Genomic DNA, 25734 nt, shown 5'->3' with positions numbered 1-25734 from the left:
GAATACGTGAAACTTTTTATTAAATGGAGTAGTCTAGTAATAGAGAGATTTTGATCGGAGGAAGTCAGTTTTGAAAAAAGAAACGAAAAGCGAAATTATGTCTTGGGTTAAATCTTTGGCAATTGCGTTTGTCATCGTATTTGTCGTCCGTCAATTTCTATTTGCTCCAGTTGTCGTATCGGGCCAATCTATGGAACCTACTTTTGAATCAAACAACCGTGTTGTCATTTCCAAAATCCATAAACTCGATCATTTTGATTTAGTCGTTTTCCATGCGCCGGGTACAAAGGAAGATTACATTAAACGTGTGATCGGGTTGCCGGGAGATACGGTCGAAATGAAGGACGATCAATTATTCATCAATGGCAAGGCATATGATGAGCCTTATATTGAGGAAAATAAAGAAAAGATCTTCAAAGACCAAAAACTGACTGAAGACTTTGAGGTAACAGTTCCGGAAGGCCAGCTCTTTGTTCTTGGCGATAACCGCCGAAACAGTACAGACAGCCGGATCATTGGATGCATTGAAGAGTCATCGGTCGTAGGAAAAGTTGAATTTCGATTCTTTCCATTTAATTCAATAGGAATTCCTAAATAATGCAGACGCTAGTCCTAGGGATTGACGGCTTAGGCGGGGCGGGGAAAACGACAGTTGCTGAAAGGATTCAGCTGGAGTTCGTGGACTCCGTCCTTTTGCATATTGATGATTTCATTCATCCAAAATCAATTCGGTATGCAGAAGGATTGGAACCGTGGAAAGCGTACTACTTTGAACAATGGCGGTACTCCTATTTGATTGGGGAAATACTAGAGCCAATACGAAAAGGTAAACCGGTACATAAGAAGATCGAGATTTACAATAAAATCAATGATTCCTATGACGAAAAATGGATTGATCTTCCGGTTGGCGGCATGCTTATAATCGAGGGCGTATTTTTGCAACGGGCGGAATTAAGGGACTACTTTGACCATGTCATCTTTATCGATATTGATAAAGAAATCCGGCTACAAAGAGTGCTGGATCGTGATTCCTATATCGGCTCACAGCAAGAGATTTTGAACAAGTACAACGACCGTTATTTCCCGGCTGAAGAGGAATATATAAGGGAAAATAATCCGGTGAATCTGGCAGATTACGTGATAAATGGGACATCGCAAACAAAAAGATTCCATGATTATCTCCGTTCGATTGCGGGTATCCTTTAAAAGACTACGCATAGAGGAGTGACGATCATGACAAAAGACAAGAACAACAAAAAGAACGACAGCATGCATGACTCGGCCCAACCGAAAATGTCCGGTGTGGAATTCACAGATGAACAGCGCCAGACAAACGAAGTGGCATCTACTTCCTATACCGGGAGTCGAAAAGATAAGACGAATTTGAAGGACGACAAATTGGAAACAGGCGGCTATTAAGAAGCCCCTGGTGAAAGCAAAACCTCTGCTTATGCAGAGGTTTTTTGCATGCCTCTACAATTGTCCGTTCGTATGGTAAATTAGAAATAACGTCAACTGAAGGAGTTATTGCATCATGAATGATTTTTTTGAAAGAAAAAAGAGGGAGCTTGGCATTGAATTGAACGATGTCCAAAAAGAGGCGGTCAAGAAAACCGAAGGCCCATTGCTCTTATTAGCATGCCCAGGATCGGGCAAAACGACAACGATGATTATGCGGATCGGCTATTTGCTTGAGGAAAAGAAGGTGCCGGCATCCCGAATTAAGGCAATCACATTCAGCCGGGCTTCCGCCAGGGATATGGCGGAACGGTACGAAAGGTTCTTTCCAGTTCACCCTCCCATCGATTTTTCAACCATTCACAGCTTGGCGTTCCAGATTACACGTACATACTTGAAGAAAACCGGTACTTCGTTTGAACTGCTTGAGGGCAATAAAAGAGAGCGTCCTGCACAGACGAAGAGCCTCATGCTAAAAGAGCTTTATCGAAAGACGATGCAGGAAGAAGGGACAGAAGATGATCTGAAGGCTTTGCAGACGTTCATTTCATTCCTTAAAAACAGGATGATTCCCTATTCACAGTGGGAAGAGGTGAAAGGGCCGTTTCACAAGGCAGGGACCATCGCACTGAAATATGAACAGGCGAAATCAAGGACAAATGGCCATTTGCTCCTCGATTTCGATGATATGCTCACAATTGCAGAGCAGGCACTCCGTTCTGATGCCGGACTCGCTGAGTCGTTCAGCAGCCGGTATGACTATCTGTTAACCGATGAGAGCCAGGATACATCGCTCGTTCAGCATAAAATCATTGAGCATCTTGTCAAAGCTCATCGCAACTTATGTGTCGTAGCGGATGATGACCAATCCATCTACACATGGCGCGGCGCCGATCCCGATTATCTTCTTGATTTTCAAAAGGTTTATCCGCATGCCTCCTTGTTGAAGATGGAAAGAAATTATCGGTCCTCCAAGGATATTGTTGAGACAGCGGCGAAATTCATTACACGAAACAAAATGCGATATGAAAAGGCGATGCATACAACGAATGACACAGCCGGCCCGATTGTACTCAGATCATTTGATTCCCCAAAGGAACAACTGGAATACGTGACCTATGAAGTGTTGAATGAAAAGAATTTGAATGAGGTGGCCATCCTATTCCGTAACAATTCCTCATCCACCCTCTTTGTCAACGAACTGCATCGGCGCGGTATTCCTTTCTATATGAAGGATGCGGATGATCAGTTTTTCTCTCATTGGATCGTAGAAGATATTTTAAATTTTATGCGACTGAGCTTTAATGTGGAGCGAAAAGATATTTTTTCTAAGGTCATCATGAAAATGAATGTCTTTGTCTCACGCCATATGGTAAGTCAGTTTATGAATGCTCAAACAACGGGAAATGTATTTGAATCCTTTCTCCGCATGACCGATTTGAAAAAGAGCCAGATCGATAAACTGGAACATTATCAGGCTATCTATGACAAGATGGCTTCGATGCGGCCGGCACAAGTCATCCGCCTGATCCGATATGAATTAGAGTATGAAGATGCGCTGAAAGGCCGGGCTGAAAAATTCGGGTATCGGATTGAAAATTTAATTGGCATATTAGACACGTTGGAAAGCATCGCGTCGCAATTACGGACAATGGTTGAATTCGCAAATCGGCTCAAAGAGTTGGAAACAGCAGTGGCGGAAGCGAAATATGCTCCGAAAGGTGATGCAGTCACCTTATCCACCTTCCATAGCGCAAAAGGATTGGAGTTCAGCCGTGTATTTATGATCGACTTAGTCCAAGGTATTATTCCCTCCGAAGAAGATGAAGGCGACTTGGCGTCACTGGAAGAAGCGAGGCGTCTCTTCTATGTCGGCATGACGAGGGCGAAGCGTAGATTAGAATTGCTGTCGTATCGTACGCTGGATGGCAAGACGAAAGAAGATTCGAAATTTATGAATGAAGTGCGAGGGATCTTGATGAATCCGGATGAACTGAAAAAGCCAAAATTAAAAAAAGCCGACCTTTCGATTCCGCTAGATCCGGATGGCGTCGGAGAACGCAAGGAGCTGGCGGAAGGGATGATAGTAACGCACCGGGTTTTCGGAAGAGGCGTCATTGAGTCGATCGGTGAAGAGGACATTCAAATTCGTTTTGGTGAAACAGTGAAGAGATTATCGCTGGAAATGATCTTAAGCAGAAGACTTTTGAAAGTGATGGAAGTATGAGAACAGGACTGCTTGTCGGAGTGGCGGGAGCCATAGGGGCGATGTGCCGGTACGGCCTGGGAATGCTGTTCCTGCCCTTATCAGAGGGATTTCCGCTGGGGACGTTCAGTGCCAATCTGATTGGAACGTTCCTGCTTTCTTTTCTTGCAGCAGGTGCCATTCAGCGGCTGACGAGTGATCATGCTATGCAAACGGCAATCATGACGGGGTTCATTGGCTCATTTACGACCTTTTCGGCGCTCAGTATCGAAACCGTAACATTCATGCAAGAGGGCAAGTGGGAAGTCGCAGTCCTTTACGTAGCGAGCAGCTTTGCCGGTGGAATCGGGATGGCTGCCTTCGGACGGAAATGGGGTGTGCAGAAATGATGATTCTTCAGTTTCTTACCGTTGGGGCAGGCGGTTCCATCGGGGCTGTGCTCCGCTGGTTCTTATCAAACAAGATGAACGAGGCCGGTAAATTTCCAGCAGGTACTTTTCTCGTAAATGCAGCCGGTTCCTTGTTGATCGGTTTAATTGTAGGCTTGCAGATGAACATGTGGGCAACTCTTTTTTTGGTTTCTGGATTTGCAGGAGGTTTGACAACTTTTTCGACCCTGAATAAAGAACTCCTCTCCTTGTGGAGTGATCGAAAAAGAATATTTTTTATATATTTATTCAGTACGTATAGCATAGGAATCCTTTTCGCAGCTATTGGCTTCATGATTGGTCATAACATATAAAGCTTAGTCCGTTTCAGTCCGTCCTATTCGGGAATAGAGTAGAAGACTACTAGGAAAGATGGAGGATGAGAAATGGACAAGCATACTGCAGACATGACAAAAAAAGAAAAGCAGCTAGATCAGTTCCGTGCGCTTGATAAAGGCAAACGGCTGACTACGAATCAAGGGTTGAAAATTTCGGAAGATGAACATTCCTTAAAAGCCGGCTATCGAGGGCCGACATTGATGGAGGATTTTCATTTCCGGGAAAAAATAACTCATTTCGACCATGAACGAATTCCTGAACGTGTTGTCCATGCAAGAGGTTTCGCAGCTCATGGTGAATTTGAATTATACGAGTCGATGAAGCCTTATACGAAAGCTGCCTTTTTACAGGAGCCGGGTTCAAAGACGCCTGTATTTACGCGTTTTTCAACTGTGGCGGGGAGCCGGGGCTCAGCTGAAACGGTGCGCGATGTGCGCGGTTTTGCTGTGAAGTTTTATACAGAGGAAGGGAATTATGACTTAGTCGGCAATAATATTCCTGTATTTTTCATTCAAGATGCTATTAAGTTCCCCGATTTGATCCATGCAGTGAAACCCGAACCGCATAACGAAATGCCGCAAGCAGCTTCTGCCCATGATACCTTCTGGGATTTCGTGGCGAACAACCAAGAGTCGGCACATATGATCATGTGGCATTTGTCAGACAGGGCGATCCCGCGAAGCTTTCGAATGATGGAAGGTTTTGGCGTTCATACATTCCGATTTGTAAACGAGGAGGGGCAAGCCCATTTTGTGAAATTACATTGGAAACCGAAACTGGGTGTCCATTCTCTCGTTTGGGATGAAGCGCAAAAGATTAGCGGGAAAGATCCGGATTTTCATCGTCGCGACTTATGGGAAGCGATTGAAATGGGGAATCCGGTTGAATTTGAACTGGGCGTTCAATTGATTGATGAAAAGGACGAGTTCATGTTTGATTTCGACATTTTGGATCCGACAAAAATCTGGCCAGAGGAGCAGATCCCGGTTAAAATCATTGGAAAAATGACGTTGAATCGAAACGTGGATAATGTGTTTGCCGAAACAGAGCAAGTCGCATTCCATCCAGGCAATGTCGTTCCGGGTATTGATTTTACAAATGACCCATTGCTGCAAGGTCGTTTGTTCTCGTATACGGATACACAGCTGATCCGTCTCGGCGGACCTAACTTCCACGAGCTTCCGATTAACCGTCCGGTATGTCCATTTCATAACAACCAGCGCGATGGCTATAGCCGGCAAACAATTAATGTCGGACAAGTGGCCTACCATAAGAATTCCTTGGCGGACAATACGCCTGCCGTGTCAAGCGATGCGGAAGGAGGATACGTGCATTACCAGGAAAAGGTCGAAGGACGAAAAATCCAGGGAAGAAGTGAGTCGTTCGCGGACCATTTTTCTCAGGCGAAACTCTTCTGGAACAGCATGTCGAAAACAGAAAAGAAACATATTGTGGATGCATTTAGTTTTGAACTCGGCAAAGTGATGAGCAAAAGCGTGAGACAGCAAGTTGTTGATATGTTTGCGAATGTCGATGTAGGATTGGCGACGGCTGTTGCTGAAGCGGTAGGTGTGGAATTTCCTTCTGGAGTGGAGGAATCCAAAGTCACTCAAGCATCACCGGCTCTTAGCCAGATGAATACGGCGAAACTTCCTGATACCCGAAAAGTGGCGATTCTCATCGGAGAAGGATTTGATGGGGCGGTAGTTGAGCTGCTCGTCAATGCATGTCTAACTGCAGGAATGACCGTAGAATTGGTTGGAGAACGTTTTGGAACTGTACATGGAACAGATGGACTGGCTGCTGAAATCGACCAGACTTTTTTGACTGCACATTCTACATTATACGATGCTGTTTACGTTGCAGGCGGAACAGCGGATAATATGAAAAAGTTCCAGCTGGATATGGCTGATTTCATTAATGAAGCGTACCGGCACTACAAGCCGATCGGGATTGCCAAGACGGGCGTGCCATATTTCGAAGCTTCAGCTGCTGAAGAAGGGCCAGGCATCGTTCTGCCAAGTGAAACGGTGGACAAGCCGGAAGCCTTTATCGAAGCGGTTGCTGCCCATCGCCATTGGAACCGAAATGTATATGGCTGGGAAGGATAAGGTGAAGCTGTCAGCTGCCGAGTATCGGCGGCTGGCAGTTTTTTCTCGTGTCCGATGCTTCGTTCGTCCGATGGAAACCGCTCTAGCGGCATGCTATCATTACAACGATTGATGGAAAGGACGTCGAACAATGGGAAGACAAAAACAGAGACAGAAAAAGAAAAGTTGGATCGTATCAGCAATTGCACTTTTGGCCATCATGGCATTTGCTTGGATGAATCATGAGGATGCAGCCCCTACTCAAGCAGGCCGGATTCCGGTCCAGCTCGTAAGCGCAATAGACGGGGATACGATCAAAATAAAGTACGAGGGAAAAGAGCAGAACGTCCGGTATCTGCTTATGGATACACCGGAGACCAATCATCCGAGACTCGGAAAGCAGCCTTTCGGAGAGGAAGCGAAAGAGCGGAATCGGGAATTGCTGCAAAAAAGTGCTCAGGTGGAAATCGAGTTTGATATTGGAGAACGATACGATAAATATGGAAGGCTGCTCGCTTACGTGTATGTAGACGGCGAGAGCGTCCAAAAAACATTGCTGGAGGAAGGGCTTGCCAGGGTAGCGTACGTTTATCCCCCCAACACCCGCCACTTGGACGATTACGAAAAGGCGCAAAACAAAGCGAAAAAGGCGGGCGTCGGTATTTGGACTTTGGAAGATTATGCGACCGATCGCGGATTTGACAGTGAAACATATCCGCTAGATATAAAGGCAGATCATGCCCCAATAGAAGTGTTCGCTAATTGCGCGGAGTTACGAAAAAAATATCCGAACGGTGTTAAAAAAGGCCATCCGGCGTACTCTGAAAAGATGGACGGTGACCGGGATGGGTTTGCTTGTGAATGATCAGGCCGTTATTTTTCAGCCGGCAACCTCTTGACATCTTGCCGAAACATGATAAGATTCAACACTATACAATATATTATTTCATTCCAATTACATAAATGGCTTGGAAGGATGGCCGAGTAGAGATGTCGTTTGCAGAAGAAAGAGACTGGATGGGTAGTGAAAATCCAGGCGGCGGCATATTGAATTACACCATCCGTTTGTTTTCCAGCTTTTCATTGAGCGGATGGCGTTTGTACGTCATCAACTAGGGTGGTACCGCGGAGAACTCCTTCGTCCCTTTTTTAGGGATGAAGGGGTTTTTTATATTGATTAGGAAGATAGGAGGAATTCATCATGAATCACATCAAAGCAATCCAGAAACCATCTGCATTTGAATCGATTGCGTTAGTTGTTGCCATTATATTGATTATCAGCACAAGCATTATTGCATTTGATGCGGTGCCGCATCTTCCCATTCTTTTCTCTGTCTTATTACTCTTTGCTTACGGGCTAGCCAAAGGGATTCCGTTCCGAAGCTTGGAAAAGGGCCTAGTAGATGGGGCAGGGGCGGGTATGAGTGCCGTGTTCCTATTTTTCTTCATCGGGATGCTCATCAGCAGCTGGATTATGAGCGGCACGATTCCGACGTTGATCTATTTAGGTTTTCAAATGATGACCCCGTCGTTCTTTTTTGCAATTGTATTTGTCATCACCTCCATTGTTGGGGTTTCCATTGGGAGTTCTTTGACGACAGTAGCGACCGTAGGCGTCGCTTTTATCGGCATGGCGCATGTCATGGAATTATCGCTTCCGATTGCGGCAGGAGCGATTGTCTCGGGGGCATTTTTCGGGGATAAAATGTCTCCGTTGTCAGATACGACGAACTTGGCATCCTCGATTGTGAAAGTGGATCTCTTTGAACATATCCGCAATATGGCTTGGACGACCATTCCTGCCTTTTTCATTTCATTTGGCCTGTTCGCCGTAATATCACCGAAAGTGCAAATGGCCGACTTGGATAAAATCAATGTGTTCAAGGAAGGTTTGCTTCAAACAGGATCTATCCATTGGTATGCGATGATTCCGCTCGTCTTGCTTTTCATACTAACGATTCGCAAAGTGCCGGCCATTTTGACATTGGCGATCAGTTCATTTGTAGCCGTGCTGCTCTCATATTTCCATCAAAGCTATGGATTGGACCAGGTTTTCAGTATTTTGTTTGGCGGTTTTACTTCAGCCACTGGCGTGGAGGATGTCGACAAGCTGTTAACTCGCGGCGGATTGGAAAGTATGATGTTTACAGTTGGTCTTGTCTTGCTGGCGTTAAGCATGGGAGGCTTATTGTTTACACTTGGCATCGTCCAAACGCTGCTGAGTCTCGTTTCTTCATTGCTCCGTAAGACATATGCCGTCATCTCAGCTACTGCACTAACTGCAATTGGCATCAACGTGCTGATCGGAGAGCAGTATTTGTCCATCTTGCTGACGGGCCAGGCGTTTCAAACCCAATATGAAAAGCTGGGTCTGGCCAATAAAAATTTAAGCCGTGTCATGGAAGATGCCGGTACTGTCGTCAACCCACTCGTGCCATGGAGTGTGTGTGGGATTTTCATAACAGATGTGCTAGGTGTTTCGACAGTCGATTACTTGCCATTTGCCTTCTTCTGCCTGTTGTCACCGATTTTGACAGTGCTGTTTGGCTTTATGGGAAAAACATTGACACGGATCAACTGACAATCCACTGTAACAAAAAAGGCGAGGGTAGCAATTTGGCCCTCGCCTTTCCTGTTTCTAAATTTCTTATGACTTAATTGAGAAGACATCCTGATAGTCTGTTTCATTTTTGAGCGCTTCCTCTTCTTCCGGAATCCGGACGGTCATCATCCAAATGTTTAATAACGTAAATAAGATCGCAGTAAAGTACGCGTTAAATAACAAAGGCAATACGAGCAGTTCCGTCGCGACAATCACGTAATTTGGATGCCGGATGAATTTGTACGGGCCTCTCCGTACGACATTGGCACCTGGCAAGACGATGATTTTTGTATTCCAGTACTTCCCTAAAGAAGCGAGACACCAGATCCTCATCACTTGAGCGAGCAGGAAAATGCTAAGCCAAACTGGCCAGAGTGGAGGAGGGGACAGGTTGAAATAGAAAACTTCTGCTAGCAATGAAACAAAAAAGCAAACATGCATGGCTACCATATACCGATAATGCGATGCGCCTGCTTCAATGGCACCTTGGCTTTTCATCCACCTCTCATTTCTCCGGGCAACGAGCAATTCTATCAGCCTTTGGACGATGACAATCCCGATAATCCAATAAAATAACATGATGGCACCTCACTCCCAACGCAATAGCAGCAATTCACCGCAAAATCCTGGACCTAATGCCGCCATCAATCCATATTCTCCTTTAGAAGGCGATTGATTCATAAACTCTTTTAAGACATAGAGGACGGTAGGTGACGACATATTGCCGTGCTGCCGTAAAACGTTCCGTGAAATTTCGGTCTTAGTCGAATCAAAATGAAGAGCCTCCTCGTACGCTTGCAACACTTTCTTGCCGCCTGGATGGGCGACAAAGTGGGTGATTTCCTTCTGTGACAGTGCATTTCTGTCTAAAAATTCATGGACAAAGGGTCCGAGCCAATTGGTAATGATAGAAGGAATGCTTTTCGAAAAGACAACGTACAGCCCATTATTTTTAATATCCCAGCCCATCACATCTTCCGAATCGGGCATCATTTTCGAAGTGGTCGACAGAATAGCCGGTTTTGGGTGGCTGGAAGAGATGGAAGACTGGTCTCCTGTAATAAGTGCGCAAGCGACACCATCCGAAAACAAGGAAACGCCGACTAGATTGCTTTTTGTGTAATCGTCTTTTTGGAAGGTGAGGCTGCATAACTCGACAGCAAGCACAAGAACTTTCGCTTCGGGAAAGGCTTGGCAATATTCAAAAGCCCGGCTGATGCCGGCTGCCCCTCCAGCACAACCCAGCCCCCATATCGGTATCCGCTTCACGTCATCACGGAAGGGGAGGCGATTCATGATCCTTGCTTCGATGCTCGGCGTCGCCAGACCAGTACTGGAAATGAAAAATATCGCGTCAATCTCCCGCTCCGCAACCGGCCCATCCAGCATGCCTTCACCAACTAAACACTTACGGATGGCCGCAGCCCCAAATTCTACGGCATGGGCGATATACAGTTCATTTCTTTCCTCAAAATCATGATGCTTTCCGTACCAATCGAGCGGCATGCAAACATCACGCTTTTCAATGTCTCCATTTTGAAAGACGCGTAAAAGCCGCTCAATATCCTTGAATTTCTCGCTGAATAAGGAGCGGGTCAGTTCAACAGCTGCCTCCTGTTTTACTTCGAAAGGCGGCTCGAATGTACTAACTGATTGGATTTTCGGCATGAGTAACCTCCAATTTTCATAATCACACTGTTCAAATGCGTTCCGTTTATTGTAAAAGGGAATATGTATCTATCATTGAATTCCCTTACTTGCTAGGTTGTTAAACATATGCAGACTTGTCCTAAAAAGATTCATGATAAGGTGAAGGCTAGAGATCTAAGGTGTAAAAAAAGAGGGAAGAAGGTAATCTAGGGTGAGGAATCTATAACTTTTGTTAAGTTGAAGAGTATCGGAAATTGCAGATGGCCAGTCCATGTTGCAGGAAAAATTGCCATACCAGTGAAAGATTTGCGGTGTTAGTAACCATTTAAGAAATATATGAGCTGGCCATGCCTACTTCCTTAAATGGAAAATATCTAGTACAAACCGCAATGCGGCCCAGTAAGCCACAAAGCAGTTTTATCGTTATGGAGAGGGAAGGATTGCTCGGCACAAATCACGCAAGCTGTTTACGAAGGATTCCGTTTGGTCTTTCGTCCTCTTTTTCGGTCCGCGCAGCCGTCCTCCCGCCATGCGCACTTTTTGCGCTGTATGTCTCGCGTAAAGCAATTGATCGATATTATCATTCGTATAGAGCCTGCCATTCTGGTCAATCGGGTATCCTTGCTTAGCAAGCACCATGGCAGCCAAGCCATAATCTTGCGTCACGACGATATCACCTTTTTTCACTCGGTTAACGAGCACGAAATCGACCGCATCAGCTCCCTTAGAAACGATGATTGTCTCGGCGCCTTCTCGATGCATTTCATGAGCTGTGTCGCAGATGAGCACACAAGACAGCTTAAAGTATTTGGCTACACCTATCGTTTCATTCACAACGGGACAGCCATCTCCGTCAACATAAATTGTCGTCATGATCCATCACCTTTTCTTTGCAATGAATTGAATGCTTGGTTGTTGCAGTTAACTATATCATATTCAGCCGATATTTTTTAATTCTCCGGCGATCGATCTGGAACAAGTGGATTTGAACGGATAAGTAGATGGAAGTTATGAAGGTGCGGAAGATCCATAAGACAGTGTAGGAGGAAATAAAAAACTCCCTTCATAGGGGAGTTTTTAAAGTATATTGCATGCCGCTTTAAGTGGACAGCTTTCTATTGAAAGTATACATAGCTTATCGAACAGTAATTCGTCCGTTATCTGTCTTCAGTTTGACAGTATGGAAACCGTTGCCGAACACAGTTTTCTTGTTTTTCTCACCGTATACATCGATTCGTCCATGCCCTGTTTTCGCATAGATCGTGACGTCTGTCGGTGTTGTGCGAGAATGGAGTTCTATGCTTCCGTTGTCCGTTTGGAAGTCGATGTTCCGATTGATTTCTTCAGAATTACATACGATGCGTCCGTTATCTGTTATGGCTGTCACTTCTCCGGAGACTTCCTCCAGTTCAATCCGTCCGTTATCGGATTCTGCGTAAACGGTCTCTGCATCGACATAGCGCAAGCTGACTCGTCCGTTGTCTGTTTTTGCTTTCAACAGATCGGTCTGTACCTTTTCAATTTCAATCCGGCCATTGTCCGATTCCGCGTGCAAGAAGGATGTTGCCACTTCTGTCACGACGACGCGTCCGTTATCCGTCTCAGCCGTCATAGATTTACATAGCATCTTTTCGGTCTCAATTCGGCCATTATCTGTTTTCATCGAAATAGACTGGTAAAGCTTTTTAGGAATAAACACGCGTAATGCCACCGCCTTTACATTAAAGTTGAAGAGGAAGGACCAATGGAATTTATTGCGAAGTTTCACGACGAGTGTGTCCCCGATCACCTCTGCCTCCAATTCCATCCGTTCGTTCGCACCTGTCAGTTCGACTGTCGTCACTGAATTTGCTGATGGCAGCAAAGTGAGTGAACCGTGCTGCACTTGGATATCGACATTCTCATACCGATCGTTCTGGATTGTGATAACCTGATCTGAAGCATTCGATTCCACTGTCTTCTGTTCAGAAAACGGATACGATGCAAGCAGCTCTGCTGCAATTTTTGAAGGCGAGCCGAGAGAAGCGGCAATCTCATCATCCGATTTGCCATCTGTTCTGCCATGGAGAAAATACTCCCGGATATCTTGTAAAATATCATTCCGTTCGTCGAGCGGAAGCCGTGCGAGAGCCCGTTCAAGCTTTGAAATAAATTGTACTTCAGTCATTGTGAACACCTTCCTCAATCAAAGTATTAACGCCGTTCGTGAAAGCCCGCCATTCTTCCAATTGTTCGTGCAAGTATTTCCGTCCCGTCTCAGTCAGTTGATAATATTTACGAGGCGGCCCTTCGTTGGATTCTTTCAGATAGGTTGTAAAATAGCCTTCCTTTGTCAGCCGGCGCAACAGGGGATAGACCGAACCTTCCGATATAGAAATTTGATCGGAGATTTTTTGAACGAGTTCATAGCCATAGCGATCCTGCTTATCCAGGAGGACGAGAACACATAAATTCAAAACTCCTTTTTTAAATTGGATATTCATGACATAGCCTCCTTTCCTACACTACTATGTATTGCACAGTACTGTTGTAAACAATATAACATCCAGTATTATTCATTGCAAGGTACTGAATAAAATATTTTTGGGAACCTTTTAAAAGCCGATTCGTAAGAAAGAGGTAACAGAAATGAGGGAAGCACAATGTTCGGAAGAAAAAAGAAGCAAGAAGCAGACAATATAGTTTATTATGGTGTTGGAATTTTTTCTGATGGCCAGGTGGATGATCACCAGTTCGAAACATGGACGGACGAATTGATGGATGCGGCTGAAAATGTCGGCACCTCCTCTTATATTGTGAACGAGGAGTTCAATCAAGAACATTTAACGATTTTATATGAGAGATTCCCAAACGTTGATCCAAAACGTCCTGTCTTTGTCATCAATAAAATTGATTATGAAGAAATACAGAAGGAATATAAAAAGCTGGAGCAGCAGCACAAGTGGAAAAAATTCTTTAACTCGATTCCTTTGTCCGATTATACGGACGCTGAGGACAGGGCGGTATTTGCTCCGCATGACGTACAACTTTGTACAAATGATCTTTTGGAAGCGAGCCGTTTCTTAAAAGATCGTAGAACGGAGGGTGAAAAGAATGAATGAATACTTCGTTGGATGGGGAACGCTGGCTCTCATTAATGCAGGAATCGCCCAAGGAAAAAACAGGAGCGGGTTGAACTGGTTCCTTCTTTCCTTACTTTTGGGGCCATTTGCGACATTTTGCCTTGTTATTTCACATAAAAGATAATTCTTTCAAAATCCTCACTATATGATAAACTACTTCTAGAGTCGAAATAAATAAGGTGGGGGTTTTTGAGAATGGCTGTGACAATTTTATTAGAGAATGACAAAAGGGTAGTAGAGAATGAAGCACGGAAGCAATATGTCTCCAGACAAAAAGGAACGCATTGTTCGTTATTGCTTGATGATGAGCAAGTCGTTGTCCTGAAGGAAGTAAAAGAAAAGGACCTGACACTTGAGAAAGTCCGTTCCATTGCTGGCGACATCGCTCGCGGTTTGGCAGCCCAAAAAGTGGAGAAAGCGTTAGTAGGGGACGATACGATTGCTGCGGCTTTCGCAAAACTGGATAAAGAGAAAGCGGTAACTGCATTTGTTGAAGGTTGGGATCTCGGTTCCTACCATTTCAATTCGTATAAATCCAAAGCGGACGACAGCAAGGCTGAACTCGAAGTGGCAGGCTCCGCAGAGGCTGTTCAAGCCGGACAGATTCGTGCGGCGGCTATGGCGTTCTCCCGGGATTTGATGAATGAAGTGTCCAATGTGCTGAACCCGGAAACGTACCCTGATGTGCTGAAAGAGAAATTTGCCGGCACAACAGCTGAAGTGACTGTCTATGGCAAGGAGCAGCTGGAGAAAATGGAGATGAACGGCGTGTTGACAGTTTGCCGCGGATCCAAATACAGCCCTTCCTTTGTCGAGATTGCCTATCAAGGGGACGCATCCAAGCCATTGGTCGCACTAGTCGGAAAAGGCGTTACGTTCGATACTGGCGGGATTAGTTTGAAGAGCGGCAAGGATTTAAGCGACATGCGGATGGATATGGGCGGTTCGGCGGCAGTAGCAGGTGCGATGCAACTGCTTGTACAGTCCAATGCGAAGGTAAATGTCGTGGCACTAATTCCAATCGTTGAAAACGCACCGGATAATACGGCAGTGTATCCTGGTGAAGTGATTCATTATAAAAATGGAACAACAGTCCAAGTCGGCAATACCGATGCGGAAGGACGCCTCATTTTGGCGGATGCATTACTTCGTGCAGGCGAATTGGATGCTGAATATATCGTAGATATTGCAACTTTGACAGGTGCAATTGTCAATGCGCTTGGCACAGGACTGGGCGGAGTTTTCGGAGACGAGGAATTATCTCATGTCATGAAAAAAGTCGGAGACGAAAATGGCGACTTTGTATGGCCGATGCCGCTCGTGGATGCCTATGATAAAACACTGGCGAGCGACTACGCAGATATGAACAATATTAGTACCTTGAATTTTGCAGGATCGATAACAGCCGGTTTATTCCTGCGCCGTTTCGTGCCGGAAAACAGCAAGTGGCTACACGTCGATATGGCGGGCATGATGAATCATTCATCTGCATCGGGCTACTATGCGAAATCCGCAACAGGCTATGGAGCAAGATTGCTGGCGGACTATACAGTGAAAATTTCGGAATAAGCATGACGTATGTCTCAATCAATAAAAGGTGGAGAAACCAATTCGGTTTTTCCACCTTTTTCATGATGAGTTGTTGCAAAATTGTGTTTATTCACAAACGACGACTTGTCTTTCAAACGTTCCTTTTTTGGCAATACATCTGTCCACAATTGTAAACCCTGCATTTTTAATCATCTGATCCATCGGTTCTATCGTGACAACGACCAGCTTATCCGTAATTCTGCGGGCTTCCGAAAGAATGGATTGCTGTCCCTCGGAAGTAATATGTGTAAACAGATTGTACGGCATATCAATGATCGCCACGTCATATGTATCGCTTACTTCAGCAATCGGCCCTTTTACTACTTCACCGGACAAACCGAAGTATGCTAAGTTTTTTCTGGATCCTTTACAAACAAGGGGGTTAATATCCCGGCCGACGATATCAATTCCCATCGAACGGGCCTCCACAAGTACTGTACCGATGCCACAGCAAGGATCGATAGCACGGATTCCAGCCGGATGCGGCACTGCTATATTCGCCACTGCCCGGGCGAGTCGGGTGCCCAATGCTGTTGAATACATATGAGGCTTCTGCTCATGTGACTTCCAAATCGGCAAGCTTTTTTCCAATAAGCCGAAGTACCATTTTCCGTTCATTTGAATAAAACCATACTCAATGGACGGCTCCAGCAAATCCGCTTCTCCTTGAATGGATTCACCTACTTCGCGTTCGAGCCTGCGCCTGTCCGGATGAGGAATTTTCTTCGTTTCTTCCATATCCATCGTATTCAGACAGGTTGTTTTGAACGTGGAAGGCGGGATGAAGACTCTAGCTTGAGAAAGGAACCCTTCCCAGCTCTCGCTACTCCATATCACTTCCAACCGCTCTTTCATGAATGGGCTGCGGCTTGGATCGATCTCCACTTCACTCTTCAACACATTCGCCTCGCTATGTGTTCCGAAAAAAGACCGCATTTCCAGTCTGCATAGATCGTGTTCATCTATGTGGCGGATGTATGTGTAAATGAACTCCTGATTAGCAGGCTTCAATTTCCGGCCTCTAGTGTTTCAAGAAGCTCAAAAAGAAAATTGTAAATATGAGCTACGACTTCTCTTATCGCCAGCTTCTCATTGAATCCTTCCAGTCCATTCAGAGAGATGTTCACGCTAAAGGTGCCATCCGTATCAAACAGGACACTGGAAGGCCCTTCCGATAGTTTATTGTCAATAAAAGACTGAATTTTGTCCTGCCATTTTTTCTGAAGCTGTAGGCCAAAAAGGGCTGTGTAGACTTTAAAAACATCATCCACCTCAATAGCAATGCCGTCCACCTTCACAAGTTGAAAGTCATCTGAGTAAATATAAAGAAATTCCTCAATCGGATTGTGCAATATGGAAATCGGTTTGTTTAAGAAACCCTCCGATTCTGCTTGAACCATCTCTTCTGTTTCTTTTAAACAGCGCTCCACCACTTGGAAACTCCACTCTTTCTCAACGATGTGCTGAGTGGAAATCAAACCGTGGCGCTGTGCATAATCTTTCTCGATTGGAAAGAGGGAGACGGGTCCAGCTGTTGATGCTAACCGTTCCTCTAGTCGTTCTTTTAACATAAAAGCAACTCCTTTTCATTCACCAGTATAGCGCATTCGCTGAAAGTTGGTCTAATTTTCATCGGGGTACCATGGATTCAAATGGACAAGCACTTCATCGACATCATCATGTTCTTTCACTATCAAGTTCCGAATCGCGCTCGAAATGTCATGCCCTTCTTGAATCGTCAGTTCCCCACTGACTCCTACTCTGACATCGACAAGAATATAGTGCCCGTGTTCCCGTGCCCGCAGCCGATCGATCCGTTTCACTTCAGGAAATGAGCGGATCAGTTTGGCGAACTCCTCCAGACGCTCATGGCTCACATTTTTCTCCATCAAAATGTCGATCGACTCCTTGCCGATTTCGTAGGCGAGACGTAAAACGAGGACAGATACAACAACTCCGGCAAACGGGTCGCCGTATGACAGGAATCCGATATGATAAAGATCACCGATCAATGCCAGCCCGATCCCGACAACTGCCGCCAGTGACGCATAGACATCCGCCAAATGATCGTATGCGGTAGCAATCAATCCCTTGCTGTTTGTCTTTTTACCGACTCGCATCGTGTAAATGTAGAGAACCTGTTTCCAGACGAGTGAAACGATTGCTGTAATTAATGCAATGACACTCGCTTTCGCCGGCTCTTCAAAGAATGTCATTATGGATTCGTAGGCAATATATAAAGCGGCAATCCCGAGAATGATGGCTACGATTCCCGAGCCGATCACTTCAGCTTTACCGTGTCCGTAGGGATGGTCCTCATCGGCTGGTCTTTTCGAGATGCGCATGGATGTCAGAGCGGCGGCAGAAGCGGCCACATCTCCAGCATTATGAAAGCCGTCCGCTAAAAGGACGGGACTGTTAAACAGGATGCCGACAATGATTTTTAAAATGGTGAGGACAATATTGCTCATGAGGCTAATCCAAATAGCAACGAGAGAAGCGACAGAATGTCCATGATTGTGTTCAGTATTTAACAATGTTAGCCCTCCAATTTAAATTTTTCCCATAGGAAACAAAAACCCTTGACATAGAGTTGTCAAGGGTTCAGTGATTTAAACAGTCATTGTATTGTAAGATGGATGTATTCAAGATAATCCCTCATTTATAAGTCGGTCCTTTCAGCATACCATTCCTAGAGAAAGCGAGCAACTTTTTGAGTTAACTGAGACAGGGCAGGAGGAAGCTATTTGTAGTATCATGGTATGGAATAACATGCCACGTCTCCTTGCGTTATCTGAGAAAAATCTTTATACTACTCCATATGAATAAATATACAAAAGAGAGGTTGAATATACATGAAACTTTGGGGCGGACGTTTTACAAGCCGGGCCGATGAAATTATGGAGCAATTCAATACATCGCTGCCAGTTGATTATCGATTATACAAAGAGGATATTGCGGGAAGCTTGGCGCATGTAACAATGCTAGTTCATTGCGATCTGCTGACACCGGAAGAAGGCGACCTACTCGTGCAAGGACTTGAGTCCATTCTGTATGACATTGAATCGGGTGTGCTGTCTATTGAAGGGGATTATGAAGACATTCATTCTTTTATTGAAGTCCATTTAACGGAACGTGTCGGCGAAACTGGAAAAAAGCTGCATACAGCACGCAGCCGGAATGACCAAGTGGCGGTCGACATGAGACTGTATGCGAAGAACAAAGCAGTGGAAGTGATGGATGGCTTGCAGACGCTCATTGACTCTTTGCACGCGAAAGCAAAAACGAATAATGTGATCATGCCAGGGTATACCCATTTGCAGCGTGCCCAGGTTGTGACGTTCGGGCATCATTTAGGCGCCTATGAACAAATGTTCAAGCGAGATAAAAAAAGGATTGCCAATGCGATGGAATTGCTAGATGAGAATCCATTGGGCTGCGGGGCACTTGCCGGGACAACACACGAAATCGACCGCAATGTAACAACCATGCTGCTGAATTTCTCTAAACCTGTCGATAATTTTCTCGATGGTGTCAGTGACCGTGATTATATGCTGGAGCTCATGTCCGACTTCTCTATCATCATGATGCACCTGAGCCGTCTGAGCGAGGAATTGATTCTTTGGAGTAGCCAGGAATTCAAGTTCATTACGATGGCAGACGCATATTCAACCGGCAGCAGTATTATGCCGCAAAAGAAAAATCCGGATGCCGCTGAATTGATTCGTGGGAAAACTGGCCGGGTTTACGGTTCGCTCTTCGCTTTGCTGACTACTTTGAAAGGTCTGCCGTTGACCTATAACAAGGACATGCAAGAGGATAAAGAGCAGTTTTTCGATGCACTCGATACGGTACTGGATTGCATGGAAATCATGTCGAAAATGATTGATACGCTGACGGTCAATGCAGACCGGATGAAAGCGGCGATCAAAGGCGGATTTTTGAATGCGACGGAAGTCGCTGATTACCTCGTCAGCAAAGGCACACCTTTCCGGGATGCCCATGAAATCGTAGGCAAGATCATCCTTTATTGCGAAACAGAAAGCAAGGCGATCGAGGATTTGACAGTAGAAGAACTCGCGTCATTCAGCAGTGCGATCAGTGATGACATTTACGAGTACATCGACTATGAAAATATTTTAGCAAAAGGGAATAAAGGCTTGATGAAAGAAGTAGGGGATCAATAAGCAAACGAAAACGGCGGGGGCTGCCCTCGCCGTTATTTTTTATTGATCGTGTAGTCGATCGTCAAAAAAGGAATCGCGAATAGTTTCATCTTATGTACTGCTTGCAAGGTCCCATTTTTCTCAGCAATCACCTTAAAACGTTCTTCCAATGGCAATCTGAACCGATACCCTTTCTTGCCAATCAAATATATGCCTGCATCTGAAGTGCGGAAGGTGCGTTCACTTGTCAAAATTAATCCTTGGTCTGTACCTATCAATTCCAAAACACCCGTCATATTTGTAAAAGGGAGTGGAAGCGCAATATTCATATACGGTTTTCCTTCTGAAGAGTAATGGGAGGAATACAGTGCGATAAAGGCATACTGTTTCTCCACTTTCCTAATCCACGCCCTGACATTTTCTCTGTCATCCAATTGGTCATGTAACTGGATCACATCTCCCGTCATCTCCACTTGCCTGCCGTGCGTCGGCAAATTAATCTGCTCCGTTCTTCGGCTAAACCATGAATAAATCCAAGCAAACGGTTTGAACCAGGCATGCCATCTGACTGTTGCGAGTAAACGATATTCCCGCGTATTCTCATAGAAATCAGCAATTTGAGGAGCGACCCCCTGTAATTGATACAGTTTCATATCGTCCACTAGGCCTTTTCCGCTTCCGGCCGTTCCTAATTGCTCCACAACTTGCTTGCCGCGTATGTTACTGATGGGAAAAGAGGGCGGTTGATAAACAGGCTCCGGAGTATTCACTAACCAGCCGGCGACTCCGAATAAAGCAAATATGATGCAATTTAGGATGCCATGGAAGCGCAGCATGTCATCGATTGTCATAGAGGTCAATCCAAATCCATTTCCTAATACATAGAGCAAAGAAAACAAAATGGTCAGCACCAAGGACGCGAAGGACACTCGTATGAGCCATTTCTGGGTAGGTGGAATCCGTTTGAGTCTCCAGACAATGAAATTCATTCCGACTAATCCGATGATATAGACCAAAACGGAAAGCAGTTCAATCCATCTTGAAAACGTGATGCCAATGGCTACGAGCATCGGAGCAATCAACAGCAGTCCTGCATAAAGCGTAAAACGGGCCGGCTTGGAAATACGACCGGCTAGTCCGATGAAAATGGGCAATAGAAATGCTGAATAATGAAAATGGATTGCTGTCAGCCATGTAAGAAGTGGTGAAAACCCAGTGTTGATATCGCCAATAAAGGCAAAGAACCAAGCCCCTCCCATCGCGAGGTAAATCAACCCGAGATCAATCGAGAGCTCTTCCGCGTTCGTAAAACCTCTTTTGCAAAAACGAGTGACTCCATAGAATGCAATGGCGAGTGTGTAGAGCAAATAGATGCCTGCGGGCACGATTGCCCAAGATACATGGGTAATTTGCAGGAATGCTACTGAAACATAAGCCGGTATGGCGAAGTAAAGATAAATATGGGCAAACCCATCATCCTTCATGACCAGCTTAAGCATGATGGGTACATAGACAATTTGTGCGGCTGTTAAAAGCAAAAATGGCCAGGTTTGAGTGCTCGCGAGCGCGATGAACAAAAATAAAAGTAGATGGGATAACACGAATTTACTCATCTTCCACAAACTCTCCTTTGTATGAAAAGAGATGGCCAAGCAATGGATTGCGGACACGGACATGGATGGTATAGACATCTCGCACATCATCGTACCCTTCACGGACCGTAGCGAGCCCTTGTAAAGGATAAGGCAGCGGCACTTCCAGCTTTCCGATAACAAGTCGCTGATCCTTGGATTGAATCAACAGTTCCTTGGTATCCGTAACAGTGAAAATCAAGTCGGAATAGACCAAGGCGGGCTCCCCTAAGTAATCCTTAATGATGGAACGATTTTGATCCAAACTCATCAAGGCGTTGAAATAGCGCTTTTTCTTTGAGAAATGAAAAACCCGCTCCCAGTGGATTTGCTGCTCTCCATCTCTTCCAATTTGAAAACGGTTAGTCACCGTAAAGGGAACGGCGAGTCCGCGTTCCGGAAATAACAGCTTCCAACGTACGCCCAGCCGAAATAACGGATAAAGCCATGCGGGGCCTCCATTTATTTCATGCATCATTCCCTTTCCGAGAAAAGGGGAGCCTTCCTCAATCTGATACCTTTGTTGCAGCTTAGGGTGCAATTGTTCAAAGCGATCCCCGAGTATTTCTTGATAGATGGACATACTTTCACCGCTTTCTCTTACATGTGGTAGCAGTAGGCAAATGATCGCTGTTGGCATATCCAATCCATGTTAAGACAAATAATGCTAGATTGAATGTGACGGGATTGAATGGATCAATCGCAATTCCCGGACTGGATAGGATGGCGCCAATCGTCAGAAGTGGAAAAACGATTAACTGCAAAGCAAATAGGCGCCTTTTTCTTCGATAAACAAGCCAGAAAAGACCGAATAAAACTTCCATTATACCAATCACGAACACTGCCTTTGCCGATTGGGCGTCGCTCAGATGCAACGCGGAACCCATCATGGAACGCTCTTCAGGGTGCATTCCAATCAGCTTTGGCAGAAGACCTTGATACATCCAAATAAATGCGAAGAAAATAGAAAGGCCATACGCAGTGAAAAAACGTAAATATTGGGAAGCCGGCGATTCGCCTTTCTCCAGCCATTTTTTCAACACGTCAAAACTGAGGGCGGTCGCCCAGCCCATTACCGGCCGGAAGAGATATGTATCAAGAACCGTTCCTGCTTTGCCGAAGGCAGCATCATAGTTATATTGCGTTAAAAATGTCGTACCATCGTTTTCAGGTACATACTTCCAGTACCCTTTGCCTTCTTTAATCGGAGAAAACCATTGCTCGGTCCCGAAATGAAGTGCAGAAGAACGGCTGCCGTCCAGTTGATTCGACACACCGGAGCTCTTCCCCCATCCTTGTACGGAAAAGAAGGGCAAAACCTTTCTTTCATAGGTAAACAGTTGGGGCTCGCCATCGTTCCTCGGCAAATAAGTGATGGAAGAAAAGCGCAAATCCCATTGGGAATGTAGATACGGGTCCTGGGACGCTTTCCAAACTGCATCCACATCAGCCTCTATATGGATTTCCACGTATATCGGTTTACTTTTCATTTCGTTCACCTCATTAATTAAGACGAAAAAAGCTCTACGAAGTTACTAGTTTTCTACCCTGTGCTAGACTCCTCCACGGGAACCAGTAAAATAATAGATAAGCAGTAGGGGGGAGGGGAAAGGATGACCATTCATTTTAGGGAGATAACACCAGACAATTGGCGTATATTTAATTCATTGAAGGTGAGGCAAGAGCAGAGCAAGTTTGTCGCTCCGAACGTCACCATCATGGCGAGGGCATACGCTTTTCGAAACCAAAACAGTCATGTCTACGCGATCTATTATGCTGAATTACCCGTAGGTCTGCTGATGCAGCGGGACTATGAAGAAAACGGAAAGATCTATTGTGTGCTGGATCAGTTCATGATTGGAGAACAATATCAAGGCAGGGGCTATGGCAAAGCCGCCCTGCAGGAGTGGATGTCTTTTGTTGGAAAGAAAGAGAGGTATGAGGCGATCACCCTTTGTTATCACGAAGAAGATGAAGTGGCATGCAAGCTATACGAAAGTGCAGGCTTTCAACACACCAGCGAAGTCGATGAGGAAGAAATCAGCATGGTGTATCCATTAGATTTGCTGTAAAGAGAACAGTGATGTTCATAAGAAATCAGTTGTTAAGACTTTAGAGGATTTGGTTAGGGAGTGAGCATGCATCAGAAAGCTTAGAACCGCGCCAAATAAAGTGCATCTTGCGCCAAATAGCTAGGAGTACGCGCCAAATAAAGAAAAAGACTGCGCCAAATAAAAAGATAATGCGCCAAATAGCAAGGTGACCGTGCCAAAAAGGAGCCCGCTCCATTTATTGGCATTCATCCGGAGTTATTGGCGTTCAAATTGATTTAATGGCGTTCAGTTGAAGTTAATTGGAAGCAAGCGCCCGCACAGAATTAAATCAACAAAAAATCGGCAGGAATATACTATCCCTGCCGACTCCTTTTATCCCATAATGTGATAGCCTGCATCCACGTAAATGACTTCGCCTGTCACGCCAGAAGATAGATCGCTTAGCATGGCGATGGACATTTTGGCGACTTCTTCGTTTGTAATATTGCGCTTGAGCGGTGCGCGTTCTTCAATTTGACCAAGAATTGTGTTGAAGGACGGAACGCCTTTCGCAGACAGGGTACGAACAGCCCCAGCTGAAATGGCGTTGATGCGGATGGCGTCCTTACCGAGGTCGCTCGCCAGATAGCGGACCGATGCTTCAAGTGCAGCCTTTGCGACACCCATCACATTGTATCCTTCCAAGACGCGTTCAGCGCCTAAATAACTCATTGTAATGATAGAACCGCCTTCTGTCATGAAACGGCGGGCCTCCCGTGCTGTGGCAACAAGTGAATATGAGCTGGAATCTTGAGCGAATGCATAACCGCTTCTAGATGTATTTATATAATCTGCATGCAAGTCTTCGGCATGTGCAAATGCAATGGAGTGAACTACCCCGTGGATCGTGCCCAATGTTTCGCCAATTAATGTGAAGGCATGTTCAATGCTTTCATCTTCGTTCACATCACATTGGACGATCATTTTTGGTTCTAAGCCAGCTTTCTCTAATGCTTTTTCCAGCTTTGCTAATGACCGTTCTTTCCGGTACGTGAAAATCACATTCGCCCCTACGTCGAAAAGCGATTTTGCGACGCCCCATGCGATGCTCCGTTCATTTGCCACACCCATGACGACAATATTTTTCCCATTCAGCTTCAGCAAATCCTCCATAATGACCTCCTGATTCGGCGATAAACTATCACCTTCTATTAGTACCAAGTAATAAAAAGATTATATCATAATCCGCTTGAATGCAAAACAAGATGTTAGCCCAGGTAAAATGAAATAGTTTACAAAATTAATAAAAATACAGTTGACTTTATATTTATGCATAAGTATACTAATCATAATCACAAAAGGGGTGAGGGTGTTGAAGGTTGGAATCATTGGTGCGACGGGTTACGGTGGAGTCGAACTGATACGTCTGCTCCACGGGCATCCGGAGGTTAAACAAATCAGTTTATTCACTTCTTCTGAAGAAGGCGTGAATTACTCTGCCAAGTATGCACATTTGAAGGGGCTATACGATGTGCCGCTTCACTCGATTGACTTGGAAGTGTTAGCGGAAATGGATATTGTATTCGCCAGTACGCCGGCAGGGGTGACGAGTACCCTTTTTCCTTTTTTGCTTGGGAAAAAACCGAAGTTAATTGACCTGTCGGGAGATTTTCGATTAAAAAATCCGGATGATTATAGTCACTGGTATAAAAAACAGCCTGCCACGGAGGAAATGCTTGAAGCCAGTGTGTACGGATTAACGGAATGGAACCGAACTGCCATTTCTGAAGCTCAGCTAATCGCAAATCCGGGTTGTTATCCTACCGCAGTTTTGCTCTCTTTGCTGCCATTGCTAAAAGAAGGGGTCATCGGCGGGGATTCTATCATTATCGACGCGAAAAGCGGTGTATCGGGAGCCGGCAATACGCTTAGCAGAATAACTCATTTTGCCGAGACGAATGAAAACCTCTCGATATACAAATTGCATGAACACCAGCATATCCCGGAAATCGAGCAGGCGATTGGCCAATTTGCCAAGGCTTCTTCACCCATCACGTTCACGACGCATCTTGTTCCAATGACGCGCGGCATTATGGCGACAAGCTATGCGCCAATCACGGCAAATATGCAAGAGTCGGATTTGTTTGACTGTCTTGAAATTGCATATGAAAGCAACCCCTTTGTACGAATCATTCGGGAAGCGGCCGTCATGGGGACGAATCAAGTGTATGGCTCCAATTACTGCGATATCCACGTAAGAGTAGATGAAAGGACGAATAGGGCAACAATCGTTTCTGTTATCGATAACTTGGTGAAGGGAGCCGCGGGCCAGGCAATTCAAAATATGAATATCCAATGTGGTTATAAGGAAACAGCCGGATTGACGGGCGTTCCTTTATTTATTTAAAAAACATTCGGA

27 protein-coding genes are annotated in these 25734 nt (G+C 45.2%); 15 read left to right on the top strand and 12 right to left on the bottom strand.

All coding sequences use genetic code 11. The features are described from left to right. Positions 1-70 precede the first annotated feature (70 nt). The 10 genes from lepB (at position 71) to nhaC (ending at position 9102) form a co-directional block, all read left to right on the top strand. Positions 71-598 carry a signal peptidase I gene (lepB, locus tag NCCP2222_RS09440; RefSeq protein ID WP_248511752.1) on the top strand — a complete coding sequence of 176 codons (528 nt, stop codon included), beginning with the start codon at positions 71-73 and terminating at the stop codon, positions 596-598. Then, entirely contained in the window at positions 598-1206 is a 609-nt protein-coding gene (locus tag NCCP2222_RS09435; protein ID WP_248511751.1) for a nucleoside/nucleotide kinase family protein, read from the top strand. Before lepB ends, NCCP2222_RS09435 begins: the two co-directional genes overlap by 1 nt. Before the next feature lie 27 nt (positions 1207-1233). Next, entirely contained in the window at positions 1234-1419 is a 186-nt protein-coding gene (locus tag NCCP2222_RS09430) for a hypothetical protein (protein WP_248511750.1), read from the top strand. A 115-nt stretch (positions 1420-1534) separates the two neighbouring features. After that, positions 1535-3685 (top strand): ATP-dependent helicase, encoded by a 2151-nt coding sequence (locus NCCP2222_RS09425; protein ID WP_248511748.1) that lies wholly within the window; start codon positions 1535-1537, stop codon positions 3683-3685. After that, positions 3682-4053: a fluoride efflux transporter CrcB gene (crcB, locus tag NCCP2222_RS09420; protein WP_248511747.1), complete on the top strand. Its 372-nt coding sequence runs from the start codon at positions 3682-3684 to the stop codon at positions 4051-4053. The genes NCCP2222_RS09425 and crcB overlap by 4 nt, the downstream gene beginning before the upstream one ends. Continuing rightward, positions 4050-4406 carry a fluoride efflux transporter FluC gene (locus NCCP2222_RS09415; RefSeq protein WP_248511746.1) on the top strand — a complete coding sequence of 119 codons (357 nt, stop codon included), beginning with the start codon at positions 4050-4052 and terminating at the stop codon, positions 4404-4406. Before crcB ends, NCCP2222_RS09415 begins: the two co-directional genes overlap by 4 nt. A gap of 72 nt (positions 4407-4478) precedes the next feature. Next, the gene (locus NCCP2222_RS09410; RefSeq protein ID WP_248511745.1) at positions 4479-6542 is read left to right on the top strand and encodes a catalase; all 2064 of its coding nucleotides are present in this window, start codon (positions 4479-4481) and stop codon (positions 6540-6542) included. Positions 6543-6672: 130 nt separating this feature from the next. Next, positions 6673-7386, top strand: coding sequence for a thermonuclease family protein (locus NCCP2222_RS09405; RefSeq protein ID WP_248511744.1), 714 nt, complete (start codon positions 6673-6675; stop codon positions 7384-7386). A 125-nt stretch (positions 7387-7511) separates the two neighbouring features. Then, entirely contained in the window at positions 7512-7637 is a 126-nt protein-coding gene (locus NCCP2222_RS20725) for a hypothetical protein (RefSeq protein ID WP_282570688.1), read from the top strand. Positions 7638-7722: 85 nt separating this feature from the next. Beyond that, positions 7723-9102, top strand: a complete 1380-nt coding sequence (gene nhaC, locus NCCP2222_RS09400) for a Na+/H+ antiporter NhaC (RefSeq protein ID WP_248511743.1) — start codon at positions 7723-7725, stop codon at positions 9100-9102. Between the two features lie 66 nt (positions 9103-9168). Here nhaC and NCCP2222_RS09395 read toward each other — a convergent pair whose 3' ends face one another. From NCCP2222_RS09395 to NCCP2222_RS09375, 5 genes are all read right to left on the bottom strand, one after another. After that, positions 9169-9702: an isoprenylcysteine carboxyl methyltransferase family protein gene (locus NCCP2222_RS09395; protein ID WP_248511742.1), complete on the bottom strand. Its 534-nt coding sequence runs from the start codon at positions 9700-9702 to the stop codon at positions 9169-9171. 9 nt (positions 9703-9711) lie between these two features. Beyond that, positions 9712-10791 carry a type III polyketide synthase gene (locus tag NCCP2222_RS09390; RefSeq protein WP_248511739.1) on the bottom strand — a complete coding sequence of 360 codons (1080 nt, stop codon included), beginning with the start codon at positions 10789-10791 and terminating at the stop codon, positions 9712-9714. A 405-nt stretch (positions 10792-11196) separates the two neighbouring features. Then, entirely contained in the window at positions 11197-11646 is a 450-nt protein-coding gene (locus NCCP2222_RS09385) for a YaiI/YqxD family protein (protein ID WP_248511737.1), read from the bottom strand. A gap of 262 nt (positions 11647-11908) precedes the next feature. After that, entirely contained in the window at positions 11909-12940 is a 1032-nt protein-coding gene (locus NCCP2222_RS09380; protein WP_248511735.1) for a DUF4097 family beta strand repeat-containing protein, read from the bottom strand. Then, positions 12933-13256: a PadR family transcriptional regulator gene (locus NCCP2222_RS09375; protein ID WP_248511733.1), complete on the bottom strand. Its 324-nt coding sequence runs from the start codon at positions 13254-13256 to the stop codon at positions 12933-12935. The genes NCCP2222_RS09380 and NCCP2222_RS09375 overlap by 8 nt, the downstream gene beginning before the upstream one ends. A 159-nt stretch (positions 13257-13415) precedes the next feature. Here NCCP2222_RS09375 and NCCP2222_RS09370 point away from each other — a divergent pair, with 159 nt between their 5' ends. Both NCCP2222_RS09370 and NCCP2222_RS09365 read left to right on the top strand, forming a co-directional pair. After that, complete coding sequence (locus tag NCCP2222_RS09370) at positions 13416-13874, top strand: hypothetical protein (RefSeq protein ID WP_248511731.1); 459 nt, start codon at positions 13416-13418, stop codon at positions 13872-13874. Between the two features lie 216 nt (positions 13875-14090). Further along, positions 14091-15464: a leucyl aminopeptidase family protein gene (locus tag NCCP2222_RS09365; protein WP_248511729.1), complete on the top strand. Its 1374-nt coding sequence runs from the start codon at positions 14091-14093 to the stop codon at positions 15462-15464. 87 nt (positions 15465-15551) lie between these two features. Here the strand turns inward: NCCP2222_RS09365 and NCCP2222_RS09360 are convergent, their stop codons facing one another. Genes NCCP2222_RS09360 through NCCP2222_RS09350 form a run of 3 tightly spaced genes read right to left on the bottom strand, consistent with a single transcriptional unit; the run spans position 15552 to position 18022 of the window. Beyond that, positions 15552-16496, bottom strand: coding sequence for a TRM11 family SAM-dependent methyltransferase (locus NCCP2222_RS09360; RefSeq protein ID WP_248511726.1), 945 nt, complete (start codon positions 16494-16496; stop codon positions 15552-15554). Continuing rightward, positions 16493-17056, bottom strand: coding sequence for a branched-chain amino acid aminotransferase (locus tag NCCP2222_RS09355; RefSeq protein WP_248511725.1), 564 nt, complete (start codon positions 17054-17056; stop codon positions 16493-16495). Before NCCP2222_RS09355 ends, NCCP2222_RS09360 begins: the two co-directional genes overlap by 4 nt. A gap of 51 nt (positions 17057-17107) precedes the next feature. Continuing rightward, positions 17108-18022: a cation diffusion facilitator family transporter gene (locus NCCP2222_RS09350; RefSeq protein WP_282570687.1), complete on the bottom strand. Its 915-nt coding sequence runs from the start codon at positions 18020-18022 to the stop codon at positions 17108-17110. Positions 18023-18340: 318 nt separating this feature from the next. On the opposite strand from NCCP2222_RS09350, the gene argH reads away from it, so the two are divergent. After that, entirely contained in the window at positions 18341-19672 is a 1332-nt protein-coding gene (gene argH / locus NCCP2222_RS09345) for an argininosuccinate lyase (protein WP_248511723.1), read from the top strand. Between the two features lie 32 nt (positions 19673-19704). Here the strand turns inward: argH and NCCP2222_RS09340 are convergent, their stop codons facing one another. From NCCP2222_RS09340 to NCCP2222_RS09330, 3 genes are read right to left on the bottom strand one after another with little or no spacing between them, the layout of a single operon-like run. After that, complete coding sequence (locus tag NCCP2222_RS09340; protein WP_248511721.1) at positions 19705-21264, bottom strand: YndJ family protein; 1560 nt, start codon at positions 21262-21264, stop codon at positions 19705-19707. Continuing rightward, a complete protein-coding gene (locus tag NCCP2222_RS09335) occupies positions 21257-21865 on the bottom strand; it encodes a DUF4166 domain-containing protein (RefSeq protein ID WP_248511720.1) in 609 nt (202 codons plus the stop codon). The genes NCCP2222_RS09340 and NCCP2222_RS09335 overlap by 8 nt, the downstream gene beginning before the upstream one ends. A gap of 4 nt (positions 21866-21869) precedes the next feature. Then, positions 21870-22772 carry a DoxX-like family protein gene (locus tag NCCP2222_RS09330; RefSeq protein WP_248511719.1) on the bottom strand — a complete coding sequence of 301 codons (903 nt, stop codon included), beginning with the start codon at positions 22770-22772 and terminating at the stop codon, positions 21870-21872. Between the two features lie 123 nt (positions 22773-22895). Here NCCP2222_RS09330 and NCCP2222_RS09325 point away from each other — a divergent pair, with 123 nt between their 5' ends. Beyond that, entirely contained in the window at positions 22896-23354 is a 459-nt protein-coding gene (locus NCCP2222_RS09325) for a GNAT family N-acetyltransferase (RefSeq protein WP_248511718.1), read from the top strand. A 354-nt stretch (positions 23355-23708) separates the two neighbouring features. Here the strand turns inward: NCCP2222_RS09325 and NCCP2222_RS09320 are convergent, their stop codons facing one another. Beyond that, on the bottom strand, positions 23709-24488 hold the full coding sequence (locus NCCP2222_RS09320) for an SDR family oxidoreductase (RefSeq protein WP_282570686.1): 780 nt from the start codon (positions 24486-24488) through the stop codon (positions 23709-23711). A gap of 199 nt (positions 24489-24687) precedes the next feature. Here NCCP2222_RS09320 and argC point away from each other — a divergent pair, with 199 nt between their 5' ends. Next, positions 24688-25722: an N-acetyl-gamma-glutamyl-phosphate reductase gene (argC, locus tag NCCP2222_RS09315; RefSeq protein WP_248511717.1), complete on the top strand. Its 1035-nt coding sequence runs from the start codon at positions 24688-24690 to the stop codon at positions 25720-25722. Positions 25723-25734: the final 12 nt, after the last annotated feature.

Origin of the sequence: Sporosarcina sp. NCCP-2222, assembly GCF_023168145.1 — a bacterium.
In the GTDB taxonomy this organism is placed as follows: Bacteria; Bacillota; Bacilli; order Bacillales_A; family Planococcaceae; genus Sporosarcina.
Note: the sequence above shows the minus strand (reverse complement) of the source record. Positions and strands in the feature narration are given on the sequence as shown.

Coding starts and splice junctions, on each gene's coding strand:
- NCCP2222_RS09415 (WP_248511746.1), top strand. CDS start 4,050: ATGATGATTCTTCAGTTTCTTACCGTTGGGGCAGGCGGTTCCATCGGG.
- NCCP2222_RS09435 (WP_248511751.1), top strand. CDS start 598: ATGCAGACGCTAGTCCTAGGGATTGACGGCTTAGGCGGGGCGGGGAAA.
- NCCP2222_RS09375 (WP_248511733.1), bottom strand. CDS start 13,256: ATGAATATCCAATTTAAAAAAGGAGTTTTGAATTTATGTGTTCTCGTC.
- nhaC (WP_248511743.1), top strand. CDS start 7,723: ATGAATCACATCAAAGCAATCCAGAAACCATCTGCATTTGAATCGATT.
- NCCP2222_RS09340 (WP_248511721.1), bottom strand. CDS start 21,264: ATGAGTAAATTCGTGTTATCCCATCTACTTTTATTTTTGTTCATCGCG.
- NCCP2222_RS09405 (WP_248511744.1), top strand. CDS start 6,673: ATGGGAAGACAAAAACAGAGACAGAAAAAGAAAAGTTGGATCGTATCA.
- NCCP2222_RS09365 (WP_248511729.1), top strand. CDS start 14,091: ATGGCTGTGACAATTTTATTAGAGAATGACAAAAGGGTAGTAGAGAAT.
- NCCP2222_RS20725 (WP_282570688.1), top strand. CDS start 7,512: ATGTCGTTTGCAGAAGAAAGAGACTGGATGGGTAGTGAAAATCCAGGC.
- NCCP2222_RS09325 (WP_248511718.1), top strand. CDS start 22,896: ATGACCATTCATTTTAGGGAGATAACACCAGACAATTGGCGTATATTT.
- NCCP2222_RS09410 (WP_248511745.1), top strand. CDS start 4,479: ATGGACAAGCATACTGCAGACATGACAAAAAAAGAAAAGCAGCTAGAT.
- NCCP2222_RS09430 (WP_248511750.1), top strand. CDS start 1,234: ATGACAAAAGACAAGAACAACAAAAAGAACGACAGCATGCATGACTCG.
- crcB (WP_248511747.1), top strand. CDS start 3,682: ATGAGAACAGGACTGCTTGTCGGAGTGGCGGGAGCCATAGGGGCGATG.
- NCCP2222_RS09380 (WP_248511735.1), bottom strand. CDS start 12,940: ATGACTGAAGTACAATTTATTTCAAAGCTTGAACGGGCTCTCGCACGG.
- NCCP2222_RS09335 (WP_248511720.1), bottom strand. CDS start 21,865: ATGTCCATCTATCAAGAAATACTCGGGGATCGCTTTGAACAATTGCAC.
- NCCP2222_RS09320 (WP_282570686.1), bottom strand. CDS start 24,488: ATGGAGGATTTGCTGAAGCTGAATGGGAAAAATATTGTCGTCATGGGT.
- NCCP2222_RS09385 (WP_248511737.1), bottom strand. CDS start 11,646: ATGACGACAATTTATGTTGACGGAGATGGCTGTCCCGTTGTGAATGAA.
- NCCP2222_RS09355 (WP_248511725.1), bottom strand. CDS start 17,056: ATGTTAAAAGAACGACTAGAGGAACGGTTAGCATCAACAGCTGGACCC.
- argH (WP_248511723.1), top strand. CDS start 18,341: ATGAAACTTTGGGGCGGACGTTTTACAAGCCGGGCCGATGAAATTATG.
- NCCP2222_RS09395 (WP_248511742.1), bottom strand. CDS start 9,702: ATGTTATTTTATTGGATTATCGGGATTGTCATCGTCCAAAGGCTGATA.
- NCCP2222_RS09370 (WP_248511731.1), top strand. CDS start 13,416: ATGTTCGGAAGAAAAAAGAAGCAAGAAGCAGACAATATAGTTTATTAT.
- NCCP2222_RS09390 (WP_248511739.1), bottom strand. CDS start 10,791: ATGCCGAAAATCCAATCAGTTAGTACATTCGAGCCGCCTTTCGAAGTA.
- NCCP2222_RS09330 (WP_248511719.1), bottom strand. CDS start 22,772: ATGAAAAGTAAACCGATATACGTGGAAATCCATATAGAGGCTGATGTG.
- NCCP2222_RS09425 (WP_248511748.1), top strand. CDS start 1,535: ATGAATGATTTTTTTGAAAGAAAAAAGAGGGAGCTTGGCATTGAATTG.